Origin of the sequence: Microbacterium endophyticum, from assembly GCF_011047135.1 — a bacterium.
GTDB lineage: Bacteria > Actinomycetota > Actinomycetes > Actinomycetales > Microbacteriaceae > Microbacterium > Microbacterium endophyticum.
Map to the genome: position 1 here is coordinate 1,959,676 of NZ_CP049255.1, position 19,589 is coordinate 1,979,264.

Genomic DNA, 19,589 nt, shown 5'->3' on the forward strand with positions numbered 1-19,589 from the left:
GGTTAGTCGGCAGAACGGATGACGATCGCCTCGGTGGGCGGGTTAGCGGCGGTATTGCGATAGATGTCGGGCTCGATGTAGATCACGCGTGCAATCGGCACGGCCTCGCGGATGCGACTTTCAACGGCATTGATGTCGGAGGCGACGATTCCTAGCGTCTTGTCGGAGGCGAATCCGATTTTCGCGGCGACCATCAATTCGTCTGGACCGAGGTAAAGCGTTTTGAGGTGGATGAGCTTTTTGATTTCGGGGCTCGAGTTGATGGCGGCAACAATCCGTTCGCGGTCAGCCGCTGTTGCTCCTTCGCCGACGAGCAAGCTTTTTGTTTCGATGCCGAGCACGATGGCGACGAGCACCAACAGCGTGCCGATCATCAGGGTTCCCACGGCATCGAATGTCGAATTGCCGGTGATGACCGTCAGGCTGATTCCGAGCAGCGCGAAGACGAGACCCGTGAGCGCCGCGACGTCTTCGAGAAGTACGACGGGGAGTTCGGGCGCTTTGGCGTGACGCACGAACGAGACCCACGATTGCCCCTTGGTGCGTACGTGGTTCGACTCTTTCACGGCGGTCCGCAGCGAGTAGGACTCGAGCGCCATTGCGATGACGAGCACGGTGATGGGAACCCACGCGTTCTCGAGCTCGTGCGGATTGGTGAGCTTTTCGACGCCTTCATAGATCGAGAAGAGGCCGCCGACGGAAAACAGGATGATGGAGACGACAAATGCGTACACGTAGCGCTCACGCCCGTACCCGAAAGGGTGGTCCTCGTCAGCCGCCTTCTTAGCCTGTCTTCCGCCGAACAGCAGAAGCAGCTGGTTACCCGAGTCTGCGAGAGAGTGGATACCCTCTGCGAGCATCGACGCCGAACCCGATACTAACCATGCTGCGAACTTGGCAATCGCGATGCCCATGTTCGCCGAAAACGCCGCGATGATCGCCTTGCCGCCGCCCGAAGCACTCATACCGTGAGTCTATTGACGTGGTGCCGTGCTCGGATGCGCGCCTCGCGAAAACCCCAGTGAAGTTGCGCGACGCCCATAGGATTACTGCATGAATTCAGATGCCACGCCCTCGCTGCCGCCCATTGCGATCCTCGGCGCTGGCTCGATGGGTGGTGCCGTCCTGCAGGGGGTCGTGGCATCCGGTCTTGCCATCGGTGGCATCACCGTGACGAACCGCTCGCTCGCGAAGGCTACCGAGCTTGCTGCACTTTCTGGAGTTACGAGCATCGCTCTTGAAAACACCCCCGACGGTAACCAGAGTGCGGCGGCGGGAGCAGACATCGTCCTCATCGGCGTCAAGCCCGCGATGGTGCCTGACCTCCTGAGCGAAATCGCCGCTTCGCTTCGCCCGGGCACGATCGTGGTGAGCCTTGCTGCTGGTGTGACGATCGCGACTTTCGAGAAGATTCTTGGCCCCGACATCGCTGTGCTCCGCTCGATGCCGAACACCCCCGCGCTTGTCGGTAAGGGTGTGACTGGCCTCGCCTCCGGCACGAAAGCCACAGCGACCGACACGGCTCTTGTTCACGCCCTCTTTGACACCGTTGGCTCGGTGATCGAAGTTCCCGAGTCCCAGATCGACGCCCTTTCCACGATTTCTGGATCAGGACCCGCCTACGTTTTTTTGCTCATCGAGGAACTCGCAAAAGCCGCCGTCGGCAAGGGCTTCACCGAAGAGCAGGCTCGTCTGATGGTCGAAGGAACCTTCTCCGGTGCCACGGCCCTGCTGGACGCGTCGAGCGATGGGCCGGCTGAACTCCGCCGCAAAGTCACGAGCCCGAAGGGGACGACAGAACGTGCTGTCGCGGTGCTGCAGAAAGCCGACCTCGAGGCGACGTTCAGCGCGGCAACCGACGCGGCGCTCGCGCGGGCGAAAGAGCTCGCTGCTGGCTAGCGTGAAGCGCTCAGCGATCGAGCGATGAGAATCGTTCGATGTCGCTGTTCGTTCCCGACACGATGATGAGGTCGTGGTTGGTCACGACCGTGTCGGCCTCGGCGTAGCGGAAGGGGCGCCCTGGGCTTTTAACACCAACGACCGTCACGTGATACTTCGTGCGCACACCTGACTCGTTGAGCCCCACACCGCGGATGAATTTCGGTGGGTACATCTTCGCGAGTACGAAATCATCGTCAAACCGGATGAAGTCGAGCATTCGTCCGCTCACAAGGTGGGCGACACGCTCGCCGGCTTCACGCTCAGGGTAGATCACGTGATTCGCGCCGACGCGGGCAAGGATTTTTCCGTGTGACTGCGACACGGCTTTGGCCCAGATCTGGGGAACCTTCAAGTCGACGAGGTTCGCTGTGATGAGAACGGATGCCTCGATCGATGATCCGACGGCCACGACCGCGACCTGGAAGTCCTGTGCACCGATCTGCTTGAGTGCCTCGATATTGCGGGCATCAGCTTGGACCGTGTGCGTCACGCGCTCTGACCACTTCTGGACGAGATCAAGGTTGCCGTCGATCGCGAGCACGTCTCGGTCGAGGCGATCGAGCTCGCCGGCGCACGCCGCGCCGAAGCGGCCGAGGCCCACGACAAGAACGGGCGCATCGCTGCGGATCTGTTCAACCAACGATTGGCCTTTCGACGGGCAAAGAGTACAACTGCGAACGCGAGGATGCTGCAACTGCTGCAGCGAGTGTCACTGTACCAATGCGCCCCATGAAGATCGTCAGGGCCATGACATAGATCGCGGGATCGGGCAGAGTTTCGGTGAGTCCGGTCGATAGGCCAACGGTGCCGAACGCTGAGATCACGTCGAAGAGCACCTCGGCGATCGGCGCCATCGTGATCTGAGCGATGATGATCGTCGCGAGTGACACGATCGTTGCTCCCCAAGCGACGACGGAGAGGGCGACACGCTGCACGTCGCTCGGGATGCGGCGACCGAATGCCTCTACCGACTGGCGACCGCGCGCTTCGGAAAAGACGGCGAGCGCCAAGACCGCAAGGGTCGTGACTTTGATTCCGCCCGCGGTCGAGGCGGACCCGCCGCCCACGAACATCAGCATCGATCCGACCACGAGCGATGAGCCGTGTAGTTCTCCGACGTTCACGACAGAGAACCCGCCCGATCGGGTCATCGCAGAGAGGAAGAAAGCTTGGAAGGTGGTGTCCCACGCATCCATTCCGCCGAACGTTCGCGGATTGTTGAATTCGAGCGCGAGAAAGGCAAATGCACCGGCCACGAAGAGAATCGATGTGGTGATGAGCGTGAGCTTGGCGTGGAGTGACCACCGCGACACGTGCCAGTAGTGCCGCGACAGCGTATAAAGCACGGGAAAACCGACGCTACCGAGGAAGACGCTGAACATCAGAACTGTGAGGAGAAAGTAGTCGTCGGCGAAAGGTGTAAGCCCACCGGGATTGGGGGTGAAACCCGTATTCGTGAACGACATCGCCGCATACCACGGCGCTTCCCAGAGCGCCGAGACCGGATCTATGCCTGCCATCACGAGTGCGGGATAGAGCATGAGCGCAACGACCGCTTCGATGATCAGCGTCGACAGGGCCACCGTGCGAAGAAGCTGACCAACTTCACCGAGTCGTACTGTTTGCCCTTCGTTGATGGGCCCCCCGTGTGCGCGCAGCGGGTTGCTGTCGCCCGCTGCAATGAGCTTCGCCCGCAGCCCTAGACGTTTTGAAATCACAAGACCGAGGATTGACGCGAGTGTGAGTACGCCCATTCCGCCGATGTTGACGCCGAGGAAGATGATCGTTCGGCCAAACGGCGACCACTGCGTCGCCATGTCAACTGTGGTGAGGCCAGTAACGCAGATTGTCGATACAGCGGTGAAGAGAGCGTCGGCGATGTGAGTGCCGCGCCCATTGGCGGATGCGGTAGGAAGAGACAGGAGAAATGTGAAGATCAGTACGAGTGTGACGAAAACGAGGATCGCAAATCGAGCGGGAGAAGACGTCGCGAATCCGCGAGCGAAATGGCCGACTCGTCGAAACTGCAAACGCCATCCGGATGTGCGCGCAGGGGTCGGATTACCCGCCATACGAGTTCTCCTTTCGCTGTTCGATCTCCGGCTCGTGGTACTTAAGCCTGTCCACGGCTAGCCTATGGTCATGGCGGATATCTTCGATGTGATCGCAGACGGCACCCGACGCGATATTCTGCGCTTGCTTCTTGACCGCGCAGCCGTAGGAGATCACGGCACGAGCGTGTCACATATTGTGAGCGACCTCGGCGTAAGTCAACCCACTGTCTCAAAGCATTTGAAGGTATTGCGCGAGGCAGAACTCGTTTCGGTACGGGAAGACGGCCAGCACCGCTACTACAGCCTGTCTGCCGCGCCGCTCGATGCGATCGATGACTGGCTCGTTCCCTTCCTGATCGACGACGATGCTGAAGCTGCACAGAATGCGGCCCTCCCGGAGACAGCGGCCCACGCCGCTGAGGTCGTGGGGCGCGCAGCAGCATCGGCCCGCCACGCATTCGAATCGGCGATCAAGAAGCTTCCGAAGCGATAACGGTCGTCCACCTCACGCGTCACAGAGGTTTACACCAGTCACACCCAGCCCATAGAGTGTGCTCAGCATTCTCTGGTGAGCAAGGGGGGACAGGATGCCCGATCTACCTGACGTTCGTTTCCTCACGGTCGCCGAAGTTGCTGACATCATGCGGGTGTCGAAGATGACCGTGTATCGTCTCGTGCACGCGGGAGAGTTGCCTGCAGTCCGCTTCGGGCGAAGCTATCGCGTACCCGAAACGGCTGTCTCAGAGGCCGTGCAGCGATCAGCCGCTGACGTCGGCTAGACTGATACGAGGCATTTTTTCACAAACGCCCGTTCCCGGGCGCGGGTATGTGCGCGTCCAGCCCCAGACATAGTGAGGTTTCCGTGGGTTCAGTCATTAAAAAGCGCCGTAAGCGCATGGCGAAGAAGAAGCACCGCAAGTTGCTTCGCAAGACTCGCCACCAGCGCCGCAACAAAAAGTAGCGGCATTGACACCAAGCGCCTATCCACTCGGATGGGCGCTTTGTGTTTGCAATTGAGCGAAGAGGAAGCCATCCCATGAAGTCGATTTCTGTTCAGCAGCTCCGTGATCGTGCCGGAGTGCCATTGATCGATGTGCGCGAAGCCGACGAGTTCGCGGCCGGACATGTTCCGGGTGCCATCAATGTGCCGATGTCGAGCCTCGGTACGCGGCTCGACGAATTGCCGGATGGCTCGTTCGATGTCATCTGCCAGGTCGGCGGGCGCTCGGGTCGCGTTGTGGAAGCACTCGAAGCTCGGGGCTACGACGTCACCAACATCGACGGCGGCACAAGCGACTGGGTTGCTGCCGGGTTCCCGCTCGAGGACTGAGCATCGGCGTCTCGGTTCTCTCTGGAGCCGTAGAATTGCCCTGTGACCACGATCACCCTCATCGGGAAAGACGGCTGTCACCTGTGTGACGTTGCCGCGGGTGTCATCGAGCATGTGATTGCCGAACTCCCAGAGGCGACGGCGGATCGCATCGATGTCGTTGAGGCATCCATCGAGACCGATCCGACACTTTACGACGCCTGGTGGGAAAAGATTCCGGTGATCCTTATCGATGGTCAATTGCACGCTCACTGGCGAGTGGCACCCGAGCGTCTGCGCGATGCCCTCCTCGACGCTGCGAAGAAAGTAGAAGCGTAACGATGACCATTCGACACATTGTGGCGTGGAAGCTTGCCGCCTCCGATGACGCGACTCGATCCGTCGACGCGCAGCGGGTGATTTCCGCCTTGCGGGGGCTGACAGGCGTCGTTCCCGCGATCGAAAGCCTCACCGTCGGTACCGGCGTCGTCGCGGGCAACTGGGACCTCGCTCTCGTCGTCGACGTCGCTGACCTCGCGGCTCTCGATGCCTACCAGAACCACCCGGCACACCAAGCAGTGCTGCCGCTCGTTCGAAGCGTCGTATCGGAGCGAATGGCAGTCGATATCGACCTTTCCGCGCCGGCTCGTTAGGAGTTCGTCGTAGTCGTCGACGTCGACGTCGGCGTTTGCGACTCGTCGTCCTCGTTGGCACGGATGATCGGTACTGCCTGGGTGAACTCGTTGGCACGCTCTTCTGCTTCCGCGCTGCCGGTGAATAGTCCGTCGCTTGTCGGCGTCGGGTCTTCGGCCGCGTCGCGCGGCGCATTCGGGTCTGTAATCAGTACACGCTGGGTCGGCAGTGCGTTGGGGGTGTTCTGCTGGACCCACGAGACCATCGATTCGCGGACGATGCAGCGAAGATCGAAGAGTGTGGGCGAGTCCTTCGCCGTCACGAGGATGCGAACACGCACCATTCCTCCGGTTGCATCGGTGACCTGCAGCACCGACGCTCGACCATCCCAGAGGTCGGTGCCGGCGAGCACATGCTGAAGGTGTGTTCGCATGCGCGCAGGGGACACGCGCCAGTCGAGGTCTAGCTCGATCGCTCCCAGCAGTTCGGAGCCTTTTCGCGTCCAGTTCTCGAACGGCGTTGTCGTGAAGTATGTACAGGGCAGCACGAGTCGTCGGTCGTCCCAGATGTTGAGCACAACGTAGCTGAGAGTGATTTCGCCCACGCGTCCCCACTCGCCCTCGACGACGAGCACGTCGTCAACACGGATAGCCTCGCTGAAGACGAGTTGGATGCCCGCGAAAAGGTTTGCCAGCACCGACTGGGCGGCGAGACCGGCAACAACAGAAGCGATACCGGCGGATGCGAGAACGCTCGCGCCTACGGTGCGTACCGAAGGGAAGGTGAGAAGCGCTGCGCCGATCGCGATGACGACGAGGAGCGCCACGGCAAGGCGTCGCAGAATGAGCATCTGCGTGCGGATGCGTCGCGCCACCCGATTGTCGGGTACGTCAATGCGATACGCGCCGAGTGCCAGGTCTGTCGCGAAGTAGACAAGAGCTCCGACCATCCACGCGCTGACCGCGATGATCGCGATCGTGAATGTTTGGTTGATGCCTTCACGCCATCCGGTATCCGTCGGGAGCGAGATATTGATCGCTATCCACAGCGAGATCACGAGGATCATCACTCGGAACGGTCGGCGCCCGCGCTGAACGAGGATTTTCGGCCAGGACCCGCGCCGAGCCATGAGACGGAAGACCCACGTCACGATCCAAGCGAGAAGCAGTGCGCCGACAATTGCGATGGCGACGGCGATGCCGATCTCCAACCAGTCTTGCCACATGGGATCTCCTTCGGTTCGGAAGACCCAGCGTACGCAGGGCCCCGGTGTGCCTTGCAAGTCACGTTGTGCTCAGCGAGGGTGTGTTATCTCGCTGAGCACAACGTCGCGGTCATCAGGGAGCGAGCCGCGTGGGGCCGCGGAAGAGGAAAGTCACTTCGCGGATTGACGATTCACCGAGCAGCAGCATGAGGACTCGGGCGAGACCCATGCCGAAACCACCGTGCGGAGGCACGCCGTAACGGAAGAAGTCGAGGTAGTGCTCGAGACCTTCTAGCGCCAGGCCCTTTTCGACTGCCTGCGCTTCGAGAACGTCGATGCGGTGTTCGCGCTGGGCACCGGTTGTGATTTCTACGCCCTGGAAGAGAAGGTCGTAGCTCTTCGTGAGCCCGGTCTTTTCATCGCGCATGTGATAAAACGGGCGGATTCCGGCGTGGTAATCGGTGATGAAAACAAACTGGTGGCCGAAGGTCTCTGCGACGTGCGCGGAGATCTGACGCTCGCCCTCCGGGTCGAGATCGCCATCAGTGCGCGGCGTCTGGTATCCGCGTGCCGCGATGATGTCATGAGCTTCTGCCAGCGGAATCCGCGGGAACGGGAGCGAGGGTACCGTGACCTCGATGCCGAAGAGCTCGGCGATCTCGGCGCCGTGCTTCTCTTTCACCGCCGCGATGGCAGTTGCGAGCAGTTCCTCCTGCATCGCCGCTACATCTTCGTGAGAATCGATCCAGCTGATTTCAGCGTCGACCGACGTGAACTCGGTTGCGTGGCGGCTTGTGAAGCTAGGGTCAGCGCGGAAGACATCGCCGATCTCGAAGATCTTGCCGAATCCCGACGCCTGCGCCATCTGCTTGTAGTGCTGTGGGCTCTGCGCAAGGTACGCAGTTTGGTCGCCGAAGTACTCCATCGAGAACAGCTCAGCGTTCGATTCGGATGGGCTCGACATGAGCTTCGGGGTGTGAAGCTCGATGTAGTCGCGGTCTACCCAATAGGTGCGCATCGCGTGCTCGAGCGTGGTCTGCACCCGGAAGATGAGGTTGTTGCGGCGCTGGCGAAGATCGATGAAGCGCCAGTCCATGCGCTTGTCCATGCCGGAGTCGCTTGCAATGGGGGTTTCGGGGTCTGCGGCGGCAGCGATGTCGAGCGAGCCGATCTTGATCTCGGTGCCGCCCAGTTTGACGCGCTCGTCGTGCTTGAGCGTGCCGTGCACTGTCAAAAAGGTGCCGGTCGACAGGGCCGAGATCGATTCGGTGAGTGCCAAGGCATCCGATGCCTCTGTGGCTGCGTCATCAGCAATCTCGCGAGTGGCGGGATTCACCAACTGCACGGCGCCAGTCTCGTCACGCAGGATGACGAACTGCACCTTCTTTTGGTCACGGACGGTTTCCACCCATCCCGACACCGAAACGGCGCCATCGGCACGGGACTGCAATTCACTAATCAGGACGCGTTCGCTCACGGGACACCAGTCTACGTGCGCTGGCGCTGCGCTCTAAGATGAGCCTCGTGAGCGGCAAAAAACAGGTCTACACGCTGGGCCCTGAGACATACCGGATCAGCAGCGAACCTCCGGTAGCGGCTGCCTCCTCGGCACCCGCACGCGAGCGCGACGTGGCCGCGGCACCAAGGCGACGCCGACGCACGTGGGACCTCTGGTTGACGATCAGCCTTCTCGTGCTCTTGGCTGCAGCGAGTGTGACGGCATCCGTGTTGGCAGTTCTCCTGACGTACGCATTCAACGCGTGCGGGTCGGGAGCGTGCAGCCGAGATGTCATGAACATCGGCGTGTGGGTTTCGTTGACAGCCCCGTGGATTGCTTTTGTCATCGCGCTCGCGCTTTCCATCGTGCTGCTGATCGTGCGGCGTCTCGCGTTCTGGGTACCGCTGGCTTCGTTCGTGCTGGTCGTCGGACTCTGGAACGTCGGCGCATTCATCGTGTGGGCTGGCGTCGTCGGCTCGTAGTCGTTGGGGACTCGTTCACAGGAGCGAGTCATCTTGGCTCGATACGGTGGCCGTCAGCGCCTTTTCGGGCGTGCCGATCACCGCGCGCAAAGGCACCTGATGACCGACACCACCGCAGATACGTCCTGGCTGACCAGTGTTGTTGACTGGTCAGTCTCGCTCATGGAGATCATTGGCCCCGCAGGCGCGGGGATTGCTATCGCCCTCGAGAATCTCTTTCCGCCGCTGCCGAGCGAGGTCATCCTCCCTATGGCAGGTCTTACCGCCAGCCGCGACACTTTCACGCTCTTCGAAGCGATTGCGTGGACGACGGCCGGCTCGGTCGTGGGAGCATTCATGCTCTACACGCTTGGTGCCTGGCTCGGCATCGCGCGACTGCGGGCGATCGCACGAAAAATGCCGCTAATGAAGCCCGAAGACATCGACCGCACGGTCGCGTGGTTTCAGCGCCATGGCGGCAAAGCTATTTTCTTCGGCCGAATGATTCCGCTTTTTCGAAGCCTCATTTCGATCCCGGCGGGAGTGACTCGGATGCCGCTTCTGAAATTCGGACTCCTCACAACTCTCGGCAGCGCCATCTGGAACACGATCTTCGTGCTCGCCGGCTACTTTCTGGGCGAATCGTGGCCGCTCGTCGAACGCTATGCCGACTTCTTCCAATCGGTCGTCATCGTCGCGGTCGTCGGGGGAATCGGTTGGTTCGTGACCGCTCGTATTCGTTCGATCATCCGTGAACGTCGCGACGGAGCTGCACCCGCGTCCGACTGACATTTCGGGAGCCCCTTGCAGCTCACGCTCAGGCTCTCCATAGGAGGCATCCACGTACACTTGAGGTGTGCCCGCAGACCGTCTTCACCTCGTGCGACACGGTGAGGTGCATAACCCCGAACGTGTCTTGTACGGCCGCCTGCCTGCCTTTCGACTGAGTGCCGATGGGCGGAAGATGGCGCGTCAAGCAGCTGACTTCGTGCAGAGCCTCGAACGTCCCGTCGCGTCGCTTGTGTGTTCGCCTCTTCAGCGAACGCGCGAGTCTGCCGAACCGTTCACCGAGCTCTTCGGACTCGACCCCGTCGTGGACGAGCGAGTGATCGAACCGACGAACGTGTTCGAGGGAACACGTATGAAGCGCGCGCTCATGAACCCTTTGAACTGGCGTTATCTCGTGCGTCCCGCTGTGCCGAGCTGGGGCGAACCGTATGCGAGTGTCATTGCCCGGATGAATGAAGCGATGACGGATGTCTGGAGTCGAACCGACGCCGGAGACGCCGTTATCGTTTCTCACCAACTTCCCATCTGGGTCACTCACCTCAACATCTCTGGATTGCCCGCAAAACATGACCCCCGCAATCGGCGATGCGCGCTGTCGAGCGTGACCTCGCTCGAACGACGAGACAGCGGGTGGGTCGAAGTCGGCTATGCGGAGCCCGCGACAAATGCTGGCTCGATAGATGTAGGAGCTGTGTAATGCGACGGATCGTGAGCGCGGCATCCATCGCCCTTGCTGCAGTACTCGTTTTGGCGGGATGCACCAGCGATCCGCTCGCGGAGCAGTACAACGCGGGTGATAACAAGGGGTACATCGCCGGTGACCTGAGCGTGGTCGAAATCCCGGCTGACGAGCGAGGAGAGCCCGTTGAGTTCGATGGCGTGCTCGATACCGGCGAGAACGTGTCGAGCGATGACTACGACGGCGACGTGCTCGTCGTCAATTTTTGGTACGCCGCGTGCGGCCCGTGCATCGTTGAGGCTCCGCGGTTAGAAAAGGCCTATCAAGAGTTCGCCGGTCAAGATGTCGCTTTTCTCGGTGTCAACACCTATGACCAGGCACCGACGTCGCTTGCCTTCGCTGAAGACAACGGCATCAGCTATCCGAGCGTGATCGCGGTCAACGACGGCAGCGTAAAGCTTGCCTTCGCCAACGCGACGCCTTTGAACGCGACGCCCACAACCGTCGTGCTCGACAAACAAGGCAGAGTCGCTGCCCGCATTGTGGGCGAACTGCCCGACGCTTCTGTGCTCACCGCGCTCGTTCGCGACGCCGTAGCGGAAACCTCGTGAACCCCGACGCGATCATTGGCGCCGGCGCGCTGTGGGTCGCCGTGCCCCTCGCGCTTGCGGCAGGACTCGTCTCGTTCTTGTCGCCGTGTGTCTTGCCGCTCGTTCCTGGCTATCTCGGTTTTCTGGGCGGTGCGTCGAGCGCGAGTGTGTCGGGTGGGAAGGCCGGCTCTGCACAGCCCGGCCGCGGGCGCCTGGTTGGCGGCGTGCTGCTGTTCATCGCCGGATTCACCGTCGTGTTCATGGCGGTCACGATTTTGGGCGGCACGCTGGGTGCATTCTTCATCGCGTATGCCGACATCATCACCCGCGTTCTCGGCGTCATCGTCATCGCAATGGGACTCATCTTCATCGGTGTCTTCGGTTTCGCGCAGCGCACGTTCAAACCGCAGATTCGGGGCAACCTCGGCCTCGTCGGTGCGCCGCTGCTCGGGCTCGCCCTCGGCATCGGGTGGGCGCCGTGTATCGGCCCCACTCTGGCGTCGATCATTGCCGTGTCATGGAATTTCGGCGACCCCGGGCGTGCTGCCATTTTGGGTCTTGCCTACTCGCTGGGGCTCGGCATCCCGTTTCTTCTTCTCGCCCTGGGCTTCGGATGGGCCACCACATCGGTGGCCTTCGTTCGCCGCCACATTCGGGCGTTCAACATCGTCGGCGGAGTGCTTTTGATCGTGCTGGGTGTCTTGATGGTCGTTGGCGTCTGGGGCGCCCTCATGTCTTACCTGCAGGGGGTGTTCGTCAATGTCCCGCTCCCGCTCTGAAGCAGACTCTGAGCCGCTTCGCCCGTCTGACCACATCGACGGCGTCGCAGCCCCCGATGACCGTTCAGGTGGCTCCGACGAGATCACGCAGCCCCACCTCGGCTTTGTCGGCTGGATGCGCTGGGCGTGGCGACAACTCACGAGCATGCGCACCGCGCTCGTGCTGCTGCTCTTGCTCGCAATCGCAGCGGTACCGGGATCTATTTTTCCGCAGCGCACGGCTGACCCCAACGGCGTGACGCAGTATTTCACCGATAACCCAGACGTTGCGCCCATCCTCGACAACCTGCAGTTGTTCGACGTGTACTCCTCGTCGTGGTTCTCGGCAATCTACATCCTGCTGTTCATCTCACTTATCGGTTGCGTTATTCCGCGCACGAAGCACCACTGGAAGGCGCTGCGTTCTCGGCCACCACGCACGCCCGCCCGCCTTGCGCGCCTCGACGACCACATCGTGTCGGAGGTCGCGATCGAGGGCGATGCCGACAAGAGCGCTCGAGATGCCGTCACTCTCGCGGCATCTCAGCTGCGGACAGCCGGCTATCGCGTCGAGCGCTACGACGGGCGCGGCTCGTATTCGGTGTCTGCTGAGCGCGGCTACCTCCGTGAGACCGGAAACTTGGTATTTCACGTGGCACTCATCGGCGTCTTGATCGCCGTCGGCGTCGGTGGCTCTTTTACCTACACGGGCCAGCGAGTCATCGTGGAGGGCACGACGTTCGTGAATGCCCTCACCGATTACTCATCGTTTAATCCGGGTCGGTTCGTCAACATCGATGATGTTTCTCGCTACTCGATGACGCTCGATAGCTTCGATGTCACCTACCAGGAGGCGGGTACGAGCGGTGCGGGTCAGGCTGGTGACTTCTCGGCGAATCTCACGACGCAGGTGCCCGGTCAAGAAGCTAGCGAGGGTGCTGTGAAGGTGAATCACCCGCTGAAGATCGAAGGCGACAGCATCTACCTGCTCGGAAACGGCTATGCGCCAACCATCACGGTTGCCGACGCTGACGGTAACGTGGTGTACCAAGATTCGGTGCCGTTCCTGCCCCAGGACAACAACCTCACCTCGCTCGGCGTGGTCAAGGTTGCAGACGGTCTGCCCGAGCAAGTCGGACTCGTCGGATTCTTCTACCCCACGGCGCAGACGCTCGAAAGTGGAGCGCTCGCGTCGATTTGGCCCGATCTGGTCTATCCCACGCTCACACTGAATGTGTATGCCGGAGATCTCGGGATCGACGACGGTACGCCTCGTTCGGTTTATACGCTCGACACCGGCTCGATGGAGAAGCTGACGGGTACCGACACCGATACCGAGTCGATCGAGCTCATGCCTGGTGAGAGCGCGGAGCTGCCCAACGGGTGGGGTACCGTGACCTTCACCAACGAAGCGCCCGAGGGTGCCGACGGCTACGAGCAGTCGGTCAAGAGGTTCGCATCGCTTTCTATCCACCACGATGCTGCGGGACCGTGGGTTTTGTTGTTCGCTGTGCTCGCGACCCTTGGGCTTCTCGTTGCGCTATTCGTGCCACGACGTCGCATGTGGGTAAAAGCCACGAGCACCGAAACCGGTGTACGAATCGAATACGCGGGCCTTGCCCGCGGCGAAGACCCCACTCTGGCGGCAGCTGTCGCTCAAATGGCGCGCAAGCACGGCGACGCCCTCGAATCCGGGAAGTAGAATTCAGAAATGTCTGGAACCGAAGCGCTCAGCCTCGACGACGTATCGGTACTGCTCGTCTGGACCGCCATCGCGATCTATGCACTTGCGTTCATCGCATACACAATCGACCTTTCGCGGCGCTCCGCCGCTCTCGTCGAAGCGCAAGATGTCGCGGTACGCGACAAAGAACTCGTTGCTGCGGGCTCTGGTGAGTCGCTCGCGCAGGTGCGTGCACAAGAAAGCGCCGCCGAGGCATCCCTCACCGCCCGAGGCTCGGCGCGTCAGCGTCTGCTCTTCGCTCGAATCGGTACCACACTCACGTGGCTGGCGTTCCTCTTCCATGTTGGTGCTGACGTGGCTCGCGGCATCGCAGCCGAGCGCGTGCCGTGGTCGAACATGTACGAGTTCTCGCTGACAGGGACGATGCTTATCGTCGCGGTGTTCCTCACCGTCCTCTTCCGATACGACCTGCGCTTTCTCGGTTCGTTCGTCACAGGTCTTGTCGTCTTGCTTCTCGGTAGCTCGACGCTGGCGTTTTACGTTGAGATCACCCCGCTGATGGATCCCCTGAAGTCGGTGTGGCTCGTTGTGCACGTCTTCGTGGCATCTCTCGGCACGGCATTCTTTGCTCTCGCTTTTGCGCTCTCGGTGCTGCAACTCTTTCAAGCTCGGCGCGAGCGCAAAGTCGCAGCGCAGGAGGCTGCGCCCGCCGACACCGTCGTGAAGACCGGACCGCGATTCGTGCGCCTGTTGCCGGGTGCCGACGCGATGGAAGCGATGGCCTACCGGTTCGCAATCATCGGCTTCGTCTTCTGGACATTCACCCTCATCGCAGGCTCTATCTGGGCTAACGATGCGTGGGGCCGGTACTGGGGATTCGACACGAAAGAAGTGTGGACCTTCGTGATCTGGGTTCTCTACGCCGGCTACATTCACGCTCGTGCGACGCGCGGCTGGCGCGGAACTCGTTCGGCTTGGCTTTCGATCGTGGGCTTCGCCGCTGTCATGTTCAACTTCACCATCGTGAACATGTTCTTCAAAGGCCTCCACGTCTACAGCGGTCTCAGCTAACTCCACCCCTTCTCGACGCGACTTGCTCGTTTTGCGGGTATTTGGCGTCTCGCACCCGCGAAACCAGGCAAGTCAGTGAAGAGTGGGGCGAATTTTCCTACGCGAGGGATGCCTCGGCCACACCGTGTGCGGAGGTTTTTCGCCGCTGAGCAGTCGCGATGATCGTGGCGATAAGCGCGAGCAGCGCCCAAGCCGCGAGCCCCACGACGCCGGCGGTGATGCCACCCGCGGATGTCAGAGCACCGAGCATCGCGTTGTAGGCGGGAGCGGTGGGCATGTAGTTGGCGATCTGTGTCAACAGTGGCGGCACCGTGGAGACAACACCTGTTGCGAGGGCAAGCACGCCGATGATCGCACTCAACCAGCGGCCGATTCCGCCAAATACTGCGACGAGAGCCTGGTTGATAGCGGCGAATGCGATTCCGACGGCGACGCAGAGCAGCGCGAAGAGCGACCATTCGCCCCACGCGTAAGAGGCTGCGAGCTGTACGACAGCGGCGACCAGGAAGCCCTGTCCTGCTCCAAGAGCCGCGGCGGGAGCGAACGAGCGTAGCGCGAGCGCTGCCGACGACCGACGGCTCACGAGAGCCCGGCGCGACACCGCCTGCAGCGCGATGAACGACGCGAGGCCACCGAACCATAGCGCCAATGCCGACAGCAGCGGTATCGCTGACGCTCCGAAGAGATTCGACCCCACGCCCTCTGCGGCGACCGGGTCCGCGACAACATCCGCGAGTGCTGTGGCCTCGTCATCCGTATACGTCGGAATCTGCTCGACCGCGGTGTGCAGCCCGCTGGCAAGCTGATCGCTGCCGTCCGCCAGTTGAGCGACACCATCTGCGAGCGACTGCGCGCCGTCAGAGAGCGCGAACGCGCCATCGGCAAGCTGCGTTGCTCCGCTCTGAAGCTGCTGCGCACCCGACTGTGACTGTGAGGCGCCGCTTGCCAACTGGCTGAGACCGCCAGCGAGCTGTGTCGTTTGGCTCGCGGCCTCGCTCAGCCCCGCAGAAGTCTGTGTGACGAGTTGCGAAATACCGGGGACCACCTCGTCGGCGTATCCCTTCGCGGTTCCGGCGCTGGTGGCAGCATCCACGGCGCTCTGCGCGGCCCCGCCAGCTTTCTGCGCGATGCCTCCAGCTGACGTCGCAGCAGCTGCTACTCGGTCGCACACGGCCGGAGATCCGCCGTCGGCGAGGCACGTGCTCGCCAGGGAACCGAGCTCCTTTGCTAGTGCGCCAGCGTCTTGCGCCACACCGCCGACGGACTGCGCAACACCCGCAGTCTGTGACGCGCTGTCGTTGATGTAGCCCTGCATCGTCTGCGCGGCACCGGGGAGTTCGTTGTTCGCTAGCGTCGAGGCACTGGAGGAGAGCCCATTTGCGAGCTGGTTCGTGCCGTCGGCGGCAGAGCTGATGCCGCCGGCAATGTCGCCCAGCCCGCTCGAGAGCGCACCTGCGCCGCTACTGAGTGACTGTGCGCCGTCGCCGAGTTGCGTTGCAGCGTCGGGGAGTTGTGCCGCGCCATCCGCGGCCTGCTCAGCGCCGTCGGTCAGATCATCGGCGCCGGATGCCGCTTCTCCGAGTTGCTCGTTGAGGGTTGTGAATCCGAGGAACACGTTCTCTAGGTAGGTTTCCGAAAGCTGCTGTCCGAGGAGAGAGGTGGCGGTCTGTGCGACCTGCGCCGTGATCGCTTCATCCACGATCAGCGCGTCGGGCGCGGTGACGACGTCGATAGTCGCCTGCTCCGGGTTGTCGCCCGCGGTTGACGTTGCCGCCGCTGAGAAGTTCTTCGGGATCGTGATCACTGCGGCATATGTACCGTCGGCGAGGCCGGCCGCGGCATCCTCGTCATTGGTGATCGTCCAATCAAGGTTGCTTTCGAGATCGTCGGATCCTTCAACGAGACCTGCGGTGAGCTGTCGACCGAGCGGCACAGTCTGATCATTGAGGGTCACGGGCTCGTCGTTGTTCACGATCGCGGCAGTCATGTTGTCGAGCCGATCGACCGGGTTGTAAAGCGAGACCACAAGAACCCCGCCGATGAGGGCGGGTAGCAGCAGTACCCCGATGAGGGTCAACCATGTGATCGGGCGACGGTTGCGGGCGCGTTCGATGAGAGTGCTCATGCGGAGACCTCGGAGGCAGTTGCGGTGGCGGTGGCGCCACCCGATTCGGTCAGGGTCAGCGTGGCGGGGGCGGGCAGGCCGCTGTCAGCCATAAGTGCGCGCGTGTCGACAGCGTCAGTCGTCGTGGCGATCACGGTGAGGGTGCGAGACGTCGCCGCAGCTCGCAGCATTTCGGTGACGACGTACCGCTCAGACGCGGGTACCCGGTCGAGGCCGTCGATCATGATGAGACTGGTTCCGCCCGCGAGGGCCGTGCCCAGCTCCCGCTCCGGGTCTTCGGCGCCATCGAGCAGCGCGACGCCGACGTGCGCGCGGGCCCATGCGGAGCGCTCGGGCAACAGATGACCCGCGACGCGCAAGCGGCCGTCGCTCGGATCGAGGCGTCCGGCGATCGTCAACCCGAGGGCTCGAGGACCGAGCGCATCTGCGCCCGAGATCAGGAGTGTCTCGCCCGGCTCGATCCGCGCGGTGACGTTTGAGTATTGTGCGCCGTGGTTATCGTGCAGCACGAGATCCTCGGCGACGACTGCCGCTGTGCAGTTCGGCTCGGGCCATTCGGCGAGCGACAGCTCGCGCTCAACAGCTTCGCCTTCAATGTCGAAGTGCGGAAGAATCCGGTCCATCCATTTCGGAATCCACCATGCTTTTTCACCGAGCAACGCCATAACCGCGGGAACCAACGTCATGCGGATAAGGAATGCGTCGATCAAGATGCCGGAGGCCAAGCCGAGTGCGATTGGTTTGAGGTTCGAATCGCCCTCGGGGATGAACGCTGCGAAGACCGCGAACATGATCACTCCCGCAGCGGTAACGACGCGAGCGGATGCCGTAAACCCGCTGCGTACCGCCGCGATAGCGATATCGCGCTCGCTACCGGATGCCCCTTTCTTGCGGGAGTGAATGAAATCTTCGCGCATTCGAGAGACGAGGAAGACCTGATAGTCCATCGCAAGTCCGAAAAGCACACCCATCAAGACGATGGGCATAAAGCTGATAACCGGACCGATGCGGGCAACGTGAAGCACATCGGCGAACCAGCCCCATTCGAAGACCGCAGCGACCACTCCGAAGGCGGCGACAACCGATAGGAGGTATCCGAGCGCTGCAACAACCGGCACCCAGATCGAGCGAAAGACGATCGTGAGCAGGATGAGCGAGAGCCCGACAACGAAGATGCCGAAGGGGAGAAGTGCTGATGAGAGACGGTCTGAGATGTCGATTGCGACAGCTGTGTAGCCGGTGACCTTCAAATCGATGCCGTACTCATCGAGGAAATAGTCGTGTTTGTCACGAAGGGCTCGTACCAGCTCGGCTGTTGCCGGGTCATCCGGTGCTGTCTCAGGAATGATCTGCACGATGCCGGTATCCGCCGATTCGTTCGGCGTTGCCAGGGCGATCGATTCGACCCCCGGGATCTTCGCGACTTCATCGGCGATATCGTCCATCAGCGTCACGGGGTCGGTCGACGTGACAATCGTTCCCGTCATGATCAACGGTCCATTTGCGCCGGGTCCGAAGTACTCATCGACGAGGTCGTAGGTCTGGCGCGCGGAATTGTCTTTTGGTAGCTGGCCGGCGTTCGGCAGGGCAAGACCGAGGCTCGCAGAGGGAATCGCGACGACGCCGAGCGTGATGACCACAATGAGAGTCGTGACGATTGGATGCTTCGTCACGATCGTGACCCACCGGGTCGCGAAACCTCGACGCGACTTGGCGGGCTCATCGGAGACCTTCGCTGCGGTGGGAACCCGTCTCCGCCAGCCGATGACGCGTGCCTTTGTGAAGCCGAGGAGTGCGGGAGTCAGTGTGACGGCAAGCGCGACAGCGATGGCGACAGCCACGGCCGCGGCGATTCCCATCGTCGTAAGAAACGGGATGCCGGCAAAGCTGAGTCCGATGAGTGCGATGAGCACCGTGATTCCGGCGAAGACGACGGCGGATCCGGCCGTGCCGTTGGCGCGCGCGGCGGATTCTTCCGGGTTTACCCCGGTTCTCACCTGATCTTGATGTCGAGCAATGATAAACAGCGCGTAGTCGATACCTACTGCAAGCCCCAGCATGAGCGCGAGCAGCGGGGTGGTCGAAGACACAGTGGCGAAGGCAGTCGCACCGTAGATGAGCGCCATCGAAAGGCCGACACCGATGAGCGCTGTGGCTAAGGGAAGACCCGCGACGACGAAGGAGCGGAACGTGGCGATCAGTACGAGAAGTGCAATGATCAGCCCGACGAGTTCGGTTATCGACAAACCTGGCACGGAGGTGGAGAACAGGTCGCCGCCGAGGGAAACGATTGAGTCACGCGGGAGTGCTGCCCCCAACTCATCAGACACGTTTTCTAGCGCGGAGATCGAGGCATCCGAGACATCGGTTGATTGACCTTCGAACTGCAAACGTATGAGTGCTGCTGCGTCGTCGTCTGAGATGCTGCCGGTGACCGTGTCGGAGTAGGGGCTCGTCACCGAGAGGACACCATCGATGTCTTCGAGCTGAGACACTGCGTCGTCGATGGAATCCACATAGTCGGTGTCTGTAACGGAGTCGCCATCCGCTGCGACCACAATGATCTGTGCGCTTGTTCCTGACACCTGCGGAAAGGTGTGGCTCAGCTGCTCAAGTCCGGCCTGAGATTCGGTTCCGGGGATAGAAAACGTGTTGCTCGTGCCCTTCGCGAAGAGGGCGACCCCGCCGCCGGCAAGTGCGAGGAGGAGCAGCCACGCGAGCAGAATGCGCCAGGGGTGACGGTACGACCAACGTCCGAGCGAGTAAAGCAGAGTGGACACAACATCTCCGAGG

Annotated in this window: 21 protein-coding genes; 14 read left to right on the forward strand and 7 right to left on the reverse strand. The window is 61.7% G+C overall.

The window, feature by feature from the left end; translation table 11 throughout:
- Positions 1-2 precede the first annotated feature (2 nt).
- A complete protein-coding gene (locus tag G6N83_RS09135; protein WP_165141384.1) occupies positions 3-965 on the reverse strand; it encodes a cation diffusion facilitator family transporter in 963 nt (320 codons plus the stop codon).
- Between the two features lie 88 nt (positions 966-1,053).
- On the opposite strand from G6N83_RS09135, the gene proC reads away from it, so the two are divergent.
- Entirely contained in the window at positions 1,054-1,899 is an 846-nt protein-coding gene (gene proC, locus G6N83_RS09140; protein WP_165141386.1) for a pyrroline-5-carboxylate reductase, read from the forward strand.
- Positions 1,900-1,909: 10 nt separating this feature from the next.
- Here the strand turns inward: proC and G6N83_RS09145 are convergent, their stop codons facing one another.
- Together G6N83_RS09145 and G6N83_RS09150 are read right to left on the reverse strand one after the other, a co-directional pair.
- Entirely contained in the window at positions 1,910-2,581 is a 672-nt protein-coding gene (locus G6N83_RS09145; protein ID WP_165141388.1) for a potassium channel family protein, read from the reverse strand.
- Positions 2,574-4,013: a TrkH family potassium uptake protein gene (locus G6N83_RS09150; RefSeq protein WP_165141390.1), complete on the reverse strand. Its 1,440-nt coding sequence runs from the start codon at positions 4,011-4,013 to the stop codon at positions 2,574-2,576. The genes G6N83_RS09145 and G6N83_RS09150 overlap by 8 nt, the downstream gene beginning before the upstream one ends.
- A gap of 70 nt (positions 4,014-4,083) precedes the next feature.
- Here G6N83_RS09150 and G6N83_RS09155 point away from each other — a divergent pair, with 70 nt between their 5' ends.
- From G6N83_RS09155 to G6N83_RS09180, 6 genes are all read left to right on the forward strand, one after another.
- Complete coding sequence (locus G6N83_RS09155) at positions 4,084-4,488, forward strand: ArsR/SmtB family transcription factor (RefSeq protein ID WP_165141392.1); 405 nt, start codon at positions 4,084-4,086, stop codon at positions 4,486-4,488.
- Between the two features lie 94 nt (positions 4,489-4,582).
- Positions 4,583-4,774 carry a helix-turn-helix domain-containing protein gene (locus G6N83_RS09160; RefSeq protein WP_165141394.1) on the forward strand — a complete coding sequence of 64 codons (192 nt, stop codon included), beginning with the start codon at positions 4,583-4,585 and terminating at the stop codon, positions 4,772-4,774.
- 83 nt (positions 4,775-4,857) lie between these two features.
- Complete coding sequence (locus tag G6N83_RS09165; RefSeq protein ID WP_003792170.1) at positions 4,858-4,956, forward strand: 30S ribosomal protein bS22; 99 nt, start codon at positions 4,858-4,860, stop codon at positions 4,954-4,956.
- Positions 4,957-5,031: 75 nt separating this feature from the next.
- A complete protein-coding gene (locus G6N83_RS09170; protein WP_165141396.1) occupies positions 5,032-5,325 on the forward strand; it encodes a rhodanese-like domain-containing protein in 294 nt (97 codons plus the stop codon).
- Positions 5,326-5,367: 42 nt separating this feature from the next.
- Entirely contained in the window at positions 5,368-5,643 is a 276-nt protein-coding gene (locus G6N83_RS09175; RefSeq protein ID WP_165141398.1) for a glutaredoxin family protein, read from the forward strand.
- A gap of 2 nt (positions 5,644-5,645) precedes the next feature.
- On the forward strand, positions 5,646-5,957 hold the full coding sequence (locus tag G6N83_RS09180) for a Dabb family protein (RefSeq protein ID WP_165141400.1): 312 nt from the start codon (positions 5,646-5,648) through the stop codon (positions 5,955-5,957).
- On the opposite strand, the gene G6N83_RS09185 is transcribed toward G6N83_RS09180, so the two are convergent.
- The gene (locus G6N83_RS09185) at positions 5,954-7,162 is read right to left on the reverse strand and encodes a mechanosensitive ion channel family protein (RefSeq protein WP_165141402.1); all 1,209 of its coding nucleotides are present in this window, start codon (positions 7,160-7,162) and stop codon (positions 5,954-5,956) included. The two genes, G6N83_RS09180 and G6N83_RS09185, sit on opposite strands and share 4 nt — an antisense overlap.
- Positions 7,163-7,274: 112 nt before the next feature.
- Positions 7,275-8,618, reverse strand: a complete 1,344-nt coding sequence (aspS, locus tag G6N83_RS09190) for an aspartate--tRNA(Asn) ligase (RefSeq protein WP_165141404.1) — start codon at positions 8,616-8,618, stop codon at positions 7,275-7,277.
- A gap of 47 nt (positions 8,619-8,665) precedes the next feature.
- Here aspS and G6N83_RS09195 point away from each other — a divergent pair, with 47 nt between their 5' ends.
- The 7 genes from G6N83_RS09195 (at position 8,666) to ccsB (ending at position 14,671) form a co-directional block, all read left to right on the forward strand.
- A complete protein-coding gene (locus G6N83_RS09195; protein ID WP_165141406.1) occupies positions 8,666-9,121 on the forward strand; it encodes a DUF6264 family protein in 456 nt (151 codons plus the stop codon).
- A 99-nt stretch (positions 9,122-9,220) separates the two neighbouring features.
- Positions 9,221-9,889 carry a DedA family protein gene (locus tag G6N83_RS09200; protein WP_165141408.1) on the forward strand — a complete coding sequence of 223 codons (669 nt, stop codon included), beginning with the start codon at positions 9,221-9,223 and terminating at the stop codon, positions 9,887-9,889.
- A gap of 67 nt (positions 9,890-9,956) precedes the next feature.
- Complete coding sequence (locus G6N83_RS09205) at positions 9,957-10,586, forward strand: histidine phosphatase family protein (RefSeq protein ID WP_165141410.1); 630 nt, start codon at positions 9,957-9,959, stop codon at positions 10,584-10,586.
- Positions 10,586-11,179 (forward strand): TlpA family protein disulfide reductase, encoded by a 594-nt coding sequence (locus G6N83_RS09210; protein WP_165141412.1) that lies wholly within the window; start codon positions 10,586-10,588, stop codon positions 11,177-11,179. Before G6N83_RS09205 ends, G6N83_RS09210 begins: the two co-directional genes overlap by 1 nt.
- Positions 11,176-11,937 carry a cytochrome c biogenesis CcdA family protein gene (locus G6N83_RS09215; protein ID WP_165141414.1) on the forward strand — a complete coding sequence of 254 codons (762 nt, stop codon included), beginning with the start codon at positions 11,176-11,178 and terminating at the stop codon, positions 11,935-11,937. The genes G6N83_RS09210 and G6N83_RS09215 overlap by 4 nt, the downstream gene beginning before the upstream one ends.
- Positions 11,918-13,618 carry a cytochrome c biogenesis protein ResB gene (gene resB, locus G6N83_RS09220; RefSeq protein ID WP_165141416.1) on the forward strand — a complete coding sequence of 567 codons (1,701 nt, stop codon included), beginning with the start codon at positions 11,918-11,920 and terminating at the stop codon, positions 13,616-13,618. The genes G6N83_RS09215 and resB overlap by 20 nt, the downstream gene beginning before the upstream one ends.
- 9 nt (positions 13,619-13,627) lie before the next feature.
- On the forward strand, positions 13,628-14,671 hold the full coding sequence (gene ccsB, locus G6N83_RS09225; protein WP_165141418.1) for a c-type cytochrome biogenesis protein CcsB: 1,044 nt from the start codon (positions 13,628-13,630) through the stop codon (positions 14,669-14,671).
- A gap of 97 nt (positions 14,672-14,768) precedes the next feature.
- On the opposite strand, the gene G6N83_RS09230 is transcribed toward ccsB, so the two are convergent.
- Both G6N83_RS09230 and G6N83_RS09235 read right to left on the reverse strand, forming a co-directional pair.
- A complete protein-coding gene (locus tag G6N83_RS09230; protein WP_165141420.1) occupies positions 14,769-16,796 on the reverse strand; it encodes a YhgE/Pip domain-containing protein in 2,028 nt (675 codons plus the stop codon).
- The gene (locus tag G6N83_RS09235) at positions 16,793-19,576 is read right to left on the reverse strand and encodes an MMPL family transporter (RefSeq protein WP_165141422.1); all 2,784 of its coding nucleotides are present in this window, start codon (positions 19,574-19,576) and stop codon (positions 16,793-16,795) included. The genes G6N83_RS09230 and G6N83_RS09235 overlap by 4 nt, the downstream gene beginning before the upstream one ends.
- Positions 19,577-19,589 lie beyond the last annotated feature (13 nt).